Raw genomic sequence first — 8,234 nt, 5'->3', positions numbered from 1 at the left:
CCAACATGGATTACCTGAAAAAGGTGGTGATTGATGGAAGCCATTCCAACGCATTAGCACTGCACAATATCAACGTTGAGCTTTGGCATAGTGGGCACATGCTGAGCCTTATTGAGGTCCTTTCAATCAAGTATCTGAATAATATCGTCGAACAAAGCCACCACAGGGTGAAAGGGAAAATGAACCAATGTTTAGGATGGAAATCAGATGAAAGTGCAAGAGCCACACTCGCTGGCGTGGAACTGTGGTCGATGATTAAAAATAGTCAGCTCGACAATCCTGAATGTTTATCTGTTTGGGATGAATTTTACGTGCTAGCAGCCTAACTGTATCTAGAGGTAGGTGTTTCTACATTCTAATTCCAAGATGCGACAGAACCGAAAATGAAAGGCTAATACAAATGAAATTTATAAAAAGAATTAAGAGGAATGCTCATATAACCACAGCCACATATATAAAAGATTTTACCTTGTATATTGAATTAAGCAGTGGCGAAAGAGGCTTGATTAACTGTTCACCATTGGCCGAACAACAAATTTTGTTTGAACAAGTTATTGCTGATGATAAACGTGATTCTTATTTGTTAAGTAACCGCGTTATTCATTGGTACAATGATGCGTATATTCACATTGAATGGATTAAGCGAAATATGGTCTCGTTAAATATTGAACGACCGCTTGAAAGTGCAGCTTCCTACAATGACTGGCGAATAAAAATGAAAGATTGGTTTATTAATTTCACACTTTCTGATTTGTCAGAAAATATAGGCTTTTTATTAATAGTCGTTTCATTTGGGATTGCAGGGTGGCTGATTGGCTCAATATTTATTTAAGCGTATAAAGTCTCAGCTTTCACGATCCCTTTTTTGTCTGAAGTGAATGATATATTGACTAAATATGTATTGTAGAAGGAGTCGGGGTCTGTCGCATCTAGGCGCTCAATAAATAGTCACCTCACCATAATTCTCCGGTTTGACGGGGTATAATGTAATGAATCATCCCAAAGTGTTTTTCCTTCTGGCTCATTGACTTTGTAGCTTTGAGCTATCCTATGACACGTCAGCGAGCTTAGCTGTATCAGCAATATTGAGCCCGTTTATTACGCGCAGTTTGTAAATTTGCTCGTGCTTATTTAAATCAACCTGCCACCCTCTGAATTTACCTTCATTCTTTGCTTTTTCTATGCCTTCTTTTTGGCGTCGACGGCGATCTTGGTAATCTTTACGTGCAATTACAGCCAGCATATCTAACATCATATTATTAATGGCTTTATAAGTAAGTTGGGGTCTACCTAACGTCCACACGTTCCCCACTAACCCATCCATTTTTATATAACCTTCATTTTTAAGCCAGTTAAACAACTCCACATCATAGTCGATAGCAGTAATTTGTTGAGCATCAAGGCCAATACGTATAGGCCTTGATTCGTATAACGTAGCGAATATTATCGCGATAAACTCTTCTGCTAACTCTGGATTACAAATTTCTTCTGTTTGAGACATCTTTCTTTTCCGTTTTCGATTCTATTTTTCCTTGGCAGTTCGAACTGCAATACACAGAACGAACAATTTACGTCAATTGTCAAATGTAGCTTGTCTTGCTGGGCTTTTTTTAAGAGTTCAATTGCGTAATACGCTGGATGCTCATGTCTTGGTCGAGTCTGTCCGTGAATACTCAGTATTGACTCTCTTACAAAAATATAATTGAGCGGGTTATCAGGGTCAGTCTTGTAATGCTGTACCAAAAGTCGTGATACATAGTTAACTATCTCATGACCGCTTACCTGATTGTTTTCTACATCTTGCTTCATTGCATCAGCATTTTCGTTATGGATGTTCATTTTCGAATTCCGTTAAGTTCATTTAGTTATCTGTAAATCAATACACCCAAAACAAGGTTATCGAGCTGGTTGATTAGTTAACATTATCATTAGAATTTCATCTAGTGACGCGGCACTCTTAAAATCACCGTCACCGGAGTGATCGTCTTTAAAAAGCAATTCTAACTCACCAGCTTCCAACTTTGAGTTAAGCCAGTCAAAAACCTTGACCTTTTGTTTGTTAGTCATAAATCGGTTTCCGTTAAGGTTGAGTTGTTTTCTCATTTTTAGCGGCATAGGTTCGCATTGCTCAGCAATACTGCTAAAAATCGAGCCTATGATTGCAGTGACGACATATTCCTTTTAGTTACTGCTAACTTTAAAAGTTTGCTCCCCTTTTTCATCTACTCGGTTTAATAGGGTTACAAGTTGCTTGCGTAAACTTGACCGTTCAGCCGAGTGGTTCTCTACCAAGAAACGGATATCTTCTAGTAATTCTTTCAAATATTGTTCATTTTTAGACATGTGTTTCCCCCTCAGCTTCCGAATAGAGTACTGCTAACGAAATACACGCCATCATTGCGAACTTGCCCATTATCAATCTGCTCCATAGCCAAAGTAACCACGGTATTTGTATGAGCGCGAAAATTCATAAACGCAGCTTCTTGAGTATCTTCTGTCCTGTAATAGTCGTTCAATGCTATTTGGGACACCGCACAATAAAAGCGCTCTTCATCCCGTTGCAAACAGAATCTGATTTCTTCACGCATCATGTTCCAAGTTGGTTCACCAACTATTTTCATAACATTTCCGTCTATTAACTTTATCCACTTAACAACGCTTTCACTTCAGCAGAATGTTTCTTTTTCAACTTGGTGGTTGCCTTTGTACATGTTGACGTTAAAAGTTTAATTTCGAGCTGATAGCAATCACTGTATGACCGTTTCCTAAATTGTATATGACGATACTCAACCAATATTTCAGCTAATTCAACAGACTCCAACACAATTTCACCACATGTAAGACGACATTTAGTTGTTGTAACACTTAACCTTGACTTCGATTCAAGACGGTGGCCCGTTAGCATTAAAGCGCATCCATAAACCTGAATATCGGCATACCAACCGAATCGATGAAGACGTTGAGGCCAAAGTGCTTGCTACTACTTTAGAAAAGCCCTACCTGAGTTCAAACCAGATGGCAGGCGAGTCAAAAAGAGAGCATGGTATCTCTATTAGCCATTCGACGATAAGAAATATCAGGCTCAGGGAGAGCCTGAATACTATTGCTTTACGGAAAGCAAAATCTGAAGTAGCCACGGCCCATCAAAACAAAAAAGAGTGACCTAGATAGTCTACTCTTGAATGACAAAATCCCTCGGTAATCACAAAAAACCACGGACGTGACTTTTTTGTTTATTTATCCACGATTTAAAAAACTGTCAATCCCATTGTAAAATGTGGCCCAAATAGCTGAAATTTACTTAATTTATGAGTTTGGAGCTAAATGACAAAAAAATGATAGGGAATAGGTGAGTTAATGTATAATCAGCGCGGGTGCTCTTGGCTGTCTGTCAGGAGCATAACAACAGTCACTGGTTTTCTGTGACTGGCAGATAGACAAAAGCCCCGAAAGTTAATTTATTAACCAACGAGGCTCTATCATGAAACTAGACACTTCTGATGTTAGCCTCTATTTAACGAAGAGGCAAGATGTATGCTACGAAGAACCGCCTTAATTGGCCTGATTGTTATTTGTATAACGATACTGGGTTTTACATGGATGGTGCGAGATTCACTTTGTGAATTACAAATCAAAAATGGAGATTCGGTCTTTCTGGCACATTTAGCCTACGAACCTAAATAGAGCTGGGTGGGTAGGGGCTTCGGCCTCTACCTGATTCAGTTTGTTTTATTCATTGCCAATGAGCACCCAATCCAATTCAAGTATGAACCCAAAAGTGCGACTTAGATCTCACTAGCCCATAAGAAAAAGTAAAAAAGTGCCACGTCAGACATGCCACTTTTAAAGATCTCTCCTGTTTAACGATGTTTAAAACTTATAACCACCAGAAATCATAAATACCCAAGGGTCGATATCAGTTTTAATAGTCACATCATCAGCCCCCGCTTTGAATTTCACATCAGTGCTAATATCGGCGTACCATACCGATGCCCCGACAAACCAATCATCGTTGATCATATAATCAAGACCTGCATTGGCAGCCAACCCCCATGAATCTTCCAGTTTCAAATCGCTCAGACCTGCATCTTTACCAGCAGTATTAAACTCTTCATTAAAGAACGTGGTGTAGTTGATACCTGCACCTACGTATGGACGCAGTTTACTGCCACTATCCATAAAGTAATACTGCAGCATGAACGTCGGTGGCAACTGCTCTACTTCTGCGATTTCACCTAGTGAGCCTAAAGAGACTTTGTGTTTGAAAGGGGTTGCCGCTAGCACTTCAAAACTGATGTTATCAGTGATCATATAACCAAACGTCAGACCTAGCTGGGTATTTGAGTCGATCTTAAACTCACCTAAATTAAGCACATCATCACTGCTTTCATTAGGTACAACCGATGCAATACCTGCACGTACAAGAAAATCACCTTTCTTATGCGCTAAAGCTTGGGGAGCGGCTGTGATACTGGCTATTACTGCTAATGTACAAAGGGTCTTTTTCATTATTATTATCTCCATTCCTTTTGAGCTGAATTTATCGTATTCAGGCTAATTTTGGGCTTCATGTTGGAACGGAGCAAAATGTAACCATTTTGAAACACCCTGTTATTGATTGAAATCAATTTATAAAAATTCGCTATAATAAATAACTTTTGATTCAGATTAATAACTTAAAACCATATTTAACGACAACACGCTCCCGATCCTAAAGTTGTACTTCCCTCACCCTTAATAGGTACTCTGTGTCACATAATTAGCGTGTTAGCTAGGCCTCTTTATTAACGTTACTTCTGTCTTTTTGAACTTAATTAACCACAAAAAATAAAATGGTTAATTATCGGGATAGGGCGAGGCCTCACACCACCCAGCATACGGACCCGTACTGGGCGGTTCGAACAGTTAAGTGAGTGACAATCTCTGTAGTCCTATTTCAACAAACCAAGAATAGTTTTTTGAATGGCGTTTAAGTGGTGTGACATAAGGCTTTCACGGAAATTACGAATAGCCCTTGCCAACTAGCAGTTCATATATATGTAATAATTAAATCTGTGGCAACCTTTACTAATCACAATGGCATCCTTGCAAACAACTACTTTCCATTATTTACAATAATTTTGCTTCATTCATTGCCCCTGCAAATTTCATCATAAATTCTGCGTCAAGTAATTTACCGTTTTCCATTAACAACGAAGCATTTGCAACTAGATTATTAAGTTCTTCAACAGTAGGGTTACCGCATTCACCTTCTTGGTATTGTTGTACTAAGTCGTAAACCAAGACGGCCTTATCGAAAGTAGATAGCTCTAATTCTAATTTTTTTCGACACTCTTCTTCAGCTTTATTTGTTTTTTCAAGCCAACTAAATAAAAAACGGATAGCTACAATTTTTCGACCTTTCTTTAGATAGCTAAACCCGTAGTTACCTGTTTTTTCATCTACTTGGAAATTGATTAGCGATTCTTTCTCATCAATTTCTTGAATTGCAGGTTTAATTATTCGATTGATTAAGTTACCAGTAACTGCGTAGGTTCGTTTAAGCAACTTCCCTTTATCATCAAGCAAACCAAAAAATGCATGTAAATCATCAATTGATTGAGGGTGTAAAACATTATTACCACCTTTAAAGCGACACAATATTGTATAAAGCCTTTTTGCATGTTCCTTTTCAATCTGTCGAAAAATCCTATGAGGCACCTGGCTATGGCCTTGTGAAATACTAAGGTATTCACTAATTAAAAGGTCATTAGGAACGATGGTGAGCTCACCATCTTCATATCTAACTTCTTTAAAGAGCGTCTGAAATTTAAAGCGACGCTTTACATCATCCATAACACCTATCGACTTACCACTAAGTCGTCTTGCTGGGTCGCGGAGTGTACTGTAGAGATACTTCTTCTCAATTCCAAACCATTCACAAAGAACATCACTTGAAAAATTATACTGTGGCGAATCAATTGTTTCTTTGTTAAGAAACGATTGCCATTGTTCTTTATTTAATTTTGTCAGAAATAGAGCAAAAATATCATGTTCTACAGGTGATAATGCAAGTTGTGAAAAGACTAAGCGATGTGATTTTTTAAAAAAATCACTATGAAGATCTTTCATACCAGCTGTAGCAATTACATTACCCATAGAGGCTTCCTAATTGCTATTACCTTTTCTTGTGTCTTTGCACAAGAAAAGGTAATAGTTTATATATTTACACAATAATCGAAGGTAAATTTAGCATGTGAAGTGGTAATAGTTAAGCTTAAATTACTATTTCTTGTGCTAGCCTGTATAAAAATCAATCATGCAGCACAAAAATAAGTAGTAATAAGCACTACAAAAGATACATTTCAGAAAATCCTCTCTGATAAACCGAATATCACAAAAAAAAGTCATACTTAAACACAAATGAGCACAATAAGAAGTAATAGTTAAACCTTAATGACTTAACTTTTCATAACGTCTTAAGCAAAAAACAATACTTTATATACGAATTTACAATATCCACAACAATGTAAACCTCGGCACAATAAAAAGTAATATTTAGCACAATAAATGATAATAATAAGCACAAGATTAAGTTATTTTAAGCACAATGAAATGATCTATAGGCACAATAGAAAGATCCACCTAGCACAATATAAAGTAATAGTAAGTCGTGTAAGCTATTGTTTTAGCGTTAAAAGTAGAGATCTATAGATCTTTATATATCTTATAGAGAATATAGAAATTATAGAATTATTATATAACTTGTGCACATGTGGATAACTCTTCGAGTTTTCACACATGCACACATTGTCCTGGTATAAAATATTACTTATCAGTCAGTAACTTAAAAACTCGTTTTAATTTATCAATATCTGTAACCGTAAAAATGGCATTTAATATTTTTAACTGCAAAGGCAATATTTCTTCTGATAAAGAACCTCCAAAGATCACATATTGGATATCAACACCTAAAACAGAACAAAGCTTCGGTAAGTTATCAACAGAAATTTCTCCATCTTTTTCCCAACGGCCAACAGCAGATCTTGAGATACCAGTTCTTCTAGCTATCTCTGAATGACTTAAATCGCTATTTTTTACAATGTCAGAAATTCGCTTTTCAATAGGAGACATACATTAAATAACATTATGAATGATGAGATTAAGTTTATGAGGTATTGACACCAGATGTAACTGAATGCATAGGCTACAAAAATGTACCGCATTCGCTACACCTGCTCTTTAAAAACTCACCGCATTCCAGAAATAACTCTTAGTAGTTGCATTTGGTTTTTTTATAGTGGTATATTTCAACAGATTAGATATAAAGTGATTAGTTGCTCACTGACTTGCAGTGTGAAGCACACGGCTTATGCCTTAAATGGCTCCATGAAACGTGTCGCGTTCAGTTTTGGCTGATTGGAGTGTCTTATACCCTCATCCTACTACGGATGCTTTGATTGTTCTTCGTAACAATTACACCTCAAAGAGAAATGTACCTGTAATGTATTCACTACAGGCAATTAACTGTTTTTGTTAGAAAATAGTTGGATTTCTTATCTTTACCGCAAAATTCTTGATGCTATTTGAAGAAGTATTTTTAATTCTTCATCATGTCTGTCATCAGCTTGCTCAATGATTTTTTGTAATTCCTTTTTTGGGGATTTTACACGATCATAATTTGCACCGTAATGAAGAAAAAGTTCTGACATTGGGATTTGTAATGTTCGGCATAACTTTTCTAATGTCTCGATACTCGCACTTTTTCTGAGATTGATGATATTAGATATAGTGCCTTGTGATACCCCTGATTCAAATGCAATTTCTTCTTGAGTTTTATCGCTCAAACGGATGTGTTTTTCGAGTGTGTTTTGCCACATGAATTAATTCACTACTTTAACGTTATGATGAAGATTATGCGGTGAGTTTTATTGCAAACAATTTCCAAGGGGAATAATATAATTCTATGAGAATTGAAAAGTTAATTGAACTTAAAAATTACAGATATAAAAATAGTCTAACCCAACTTGAATTGGGGGAAATTTTAGATATGGAACAAGGCACCATCTCAAATTTAGAAAATGGTCGCCGCCGTTTGGATGCCACAAAAGTGAAGAGAGTCTCAGAGCTCACTGGTATCTCTAAGCACGAGTTACGCCCAGATTTGTACGAGGAGGGTCAATAAATGAAAATGTGACACACCTCTAAAGTATTAAGGTAATTGACAAAATAAATATTTATTAGATAATTGTCTG

At 36.8% G+C, this 8,234-nt stretch carries 11 protein-coding genes and 2 pseudogenes; 5 read left to right on the top strand and 8 right to left on the bottom strand.

The features are described from left to right. Both C9J12_RS27435 and C9J12_RS27430 read left to right on the top strand, forming a co-directional pair. A pseudogene (locus tag C9J12_RS27435) lies at positions 1 to 326 on the top strand (DDE-type integrase/transposase/recombinase); the annotation flags it as partial. 74 nt (positions 327 to 400) lie between these two features. Beyond that, the gene (locus tag C9J12_RS27430) at positions 401 to 832 is read left to right on the top strand and encodes a DUF2442 domain-containing protein (RefSeq protein ID WP_227876490.1); all 432 of its coding nucleotides are present in this window, start codon (positions 401 to 403) and stop codon (positions 830 to 832) included. A gap of 216 nt (positions 833 to 1,048) precedes the next feature. Here the strand turns inward: C9J12_RS27430 and C9J12_RS31300 are convergent. From C9J12_RS31300 to C9J12_RS27415, 4 genes and pseudogenes are all read right to left on the bottom strand, one after another. Beyond that, a pseudogene (locus C9J12_RS31300) lies at positions 1,049 to 1,270 on the bottom strand (recombinase family protein); the annotation flags it as partial. Positions 1,271 to 1,896: 626 nt separating this feature from the next. Next, positions 1,897 to 2,067 (bottom strand): hypothetical protein, encoded by a 171-nt coding sequence (locus C9J12_RS30885; RefSeq protein WP_170111905.1) that lies wholly within the window; start codon positions 2,065 to 2,067, stop codon positions 1,897 to 1,899. A gap of 114 nt (positions 2,068 to 2,181) precedes the next feature. Beyond that, a complete protein-coding gene (locus C9J12_RS30880) occupies positions 2,182 to 2,343 on the bottom strand; it encodes a hypothetical protein (protein WP_170111904.1) in 162 nt (53 codons plus the stop codon). Between the two features lie 11 nt (positions 2,344 to 2,354). Continuing rightward, on the bottom strand, positions 2,355 to 2,621 hold the full coding sequence (locus C9J12_RS27415) for a DUF1488 family protein (protein ID WP_107246095.1): 267 nt from the start codon (positions 2,619 to 2,621) through the stop codon (positions 2,355 to 2,357). A 250-nt stretch (positions 2,622 to 2,871) separates the two neighbouring features. On the opposite strand from C9J12_RS27415, the gene C9J12_RS31670 reads away from it, so the two are divergent. Both C9J12_RS31670 and C9J12_RS27405 read left to right on the top strand, forming a co-directional pair. Beyond that, positions 2,872 to 3,162, top strand: coding sequence for a helix-turn-helix domain-containing protein (locus C9J12_RS31670; protein WP_107246093.1), 291 nt, complete (start codon positions 2,872 to 2,874; stop codon positions 3,160 to 3,162). Positions 3,163 to 3,534: 372 nt separating this feature from the next. After that, positions 3,535 to 3,684, top strand: coding sequence for a Hok/Gef family protein (locus tag C9J12_RS27405; RefSeq protein ID WP_107246090.1), 150 nt, complete (start codon positions 3,535 to 3,537; stop codon positions 3,682 to 3,684). Between the two features lie 186 nt (positions 3,685 to 3,870). Here the strand turns inward: C9J12_RS27405 and ompW are convergent, their stop codons facing one another. The 4 genes from ompW to C9J12_RS27385 all read right to left on the bottom strand — a co-directional run bounded on the left by ompW (position 3,871) and on the right by C9J12_RS27385 (position 7,859). Beyond that, a complete protein-coding gene (gene ompW / locus C9J12_RS27400; protein ID WP_107246088.1) occupies positions 3,871 to 4,509 on the bottom strand; it encodes an outer membrane protein OmpW in 639 nt (212 codons plus the stop codon). Between the two features lie 600 nt (positions 4,510 to 5,109). Continuing rightward, positions 5,110 to 6,138, bottom strand: coding sequence for a replication initiation protein (locus tag C9J12_RS27395; protein ID WP_107246086.1), 1,029 nt, complete (start codon positions 6,136 to 6,138; stop codon positions 5,110 to 5,112). A 669-nt stretch (positions 6,139 to 6,807) separates the two neighbouring features. Further along, on the bottom strand, positions 6,808 to 7,113 hold the full coding sequence (locus C9J12_RS27390) for a helix-turn-helix domain-containing protein (RefSeq protein WP_107246083.1): 306 nt from the start codon (positions 7,111 to 7,113) through the stop codon (positions 6,808 to 6,810). A gap of 428 nt (positions 7,114 to 7,541) precedes the next feature. Then, the gene (locus C9J12_RS27385) at positions 7,542 to 7,859 is read right to left on the bottom strand and encodes a helix-turn-helix domain-containing protein (protein WP_107246080.1); all 318 of its coding nucleotides are present in this window, start codon (positions 7,857 to 7,859) and stop codon (positions 7,542 to 7,544) included. Between the two features lie 86 nt (positions 7,860 to 7,945). On the opposite strand from C9J12_RS27385, the gene C9J12_RS27380 reads away from it, so the two are divergent. Beyond that, the gene (locus C9J12_RS27380; protein ID WP_107246078.1) at positions 7,946 to 8,164 is read left to right on the top strand and encodes a helix-turn-helix domain-containing protein; all 219 of its coding nucleotides are present in this window, start codon (positions 7,946 to 7,948) and stop codon (positions 8,162 to 8,164) included. The last annotated feature ends 70 nt before the right edge of the window (positions 8,165 to 8,234 follow it).

It is taken from the genome of Photobacterium frigidiphilum, assembly GCF_003025615.1.
GTDB classification, from domain to species: domain Bacteria; phylum Pseudomonadota; class Gammaproteobacteria; order Enterobacterales; family Vibrionaceae; genus Photobacterium; species Photobacterium frigidiphilum.
This window is presented reverse-complemented; position numbering and strand designations above follow the sequence as displayed.

Coding starts and splice junctions, on each gene's coding strand:
- C9J12_RS27385 (WP_107246080.1), bottom strand. CDS start 7,859: ATGTGGCAAAACACACTCGAAAAACACATCCGTTTGAGCGATAAAACT.
- C9J12_RS27430 (WP_227876490.1), top strand. CDS start 401: ATGAAATTTATAAAAAGAATTAAGAGGAATGCTCATATAACCACAGCC.
- C9J12_RS27405 (WP_107246090.1), top strand. CDS start 3,535: ATGCTACGAAGAACCGCCTTAATTGGCCTGATTGTTATTTGTATAACG.
- C9J12_RS30880 (WP_170111904.1), bottom strand. CDS start 2,343: ATGTCTAAAAATGAACAATATTTGAAAGAATTACTAGAAGATATCCGT.
- C9J12_RS27415 (WP_107246095.1), bottom strand. CDS start 2,621: ATGAAAATAGTTGGTGAACCAACTTGGAACATGATGCGTGAAGAAATC.
- ompW (WP_107246088.1), bottom strand. CDS start 4,509: ATGAAAAAGACCCTTTGTACATTAGCAGTAATAGCCAGTATCACAGCC.
- C9J12_RS27395 (WP_107246086.1), bottom strand. CDS start 6,138: ATGGGTAATGTAATTGCTACAGCTGGTATGAAAGATCTTCATAGTGAT.
- C9J12_RS27380 (WP_107246078.1), top strand. CDS start 7,946: ATGAGAATTGAAAAGTTAATTGAACTTAAAAATTACAGATATAAAAAT.
- C9J12_RS30885 (WP_170111905.1), bottom strand. CDS start 2,067: ATGACTAACAAACAAAAGGTCAAGGTTTTTGACTGGCTTAACTCAAAG.
- C9J12_RS27390 (WP_107246083.1), bottom strand. CDS start 7,113: ATGTCTCCTATTGAAAAGCGAATTTCTGACATTGTAAAAAATAGCGAT.